The organism is Pseudomonas sp. URMO17WK12:I11, from assembly GCF_007677725.1.
In the GTDB taxonomy this organism is placed as follows: domain Bacteria; phylum Pseudomonadota; class Gammaproteobacteria; order Pseudomonadales; family Pseudomonadaceae; genus Aquipseudomonas.
Genome location: NZ_VEDF01000082.1, coordinates 1 through 215 on the forward strand (window position 1 = coordinate 1; position 215 = coordinate 215).

Annotated in this window: 1 protein-coding gene; it reads left to right on the forward strand. The window is 59.1% G+C overall.

The features are described from left to right. Positions 1-215 (forward strand): immunoglobulin-like domain-containing protein (locus FS665_RS23295; protein WP_145193684.1); only part of this gene is annotated, 215 nt, incomplete at both ends.

Below are 215 nucleotides of genomic sequence, written 5' to 3' on the forward strand. Positions count from 1 at the left end.
GCCACGCCATCTGTGTTGGAAGGCGGCACCATCGTCTACACCGCCAGCGTCGGCGCGCCAGTAACTGGCAGTCCGGTAGTGGTGACTTTGGCCAATGGCCAAACCATCACCATTCCAGTTGGCCAGAGTTCAGGCACGGCGACTGGAGCCGTTTCCAACGACGTGTACCAAGGACATGATGCTGTTACAAACAGCATTACTGCCGTTGGCGGCGG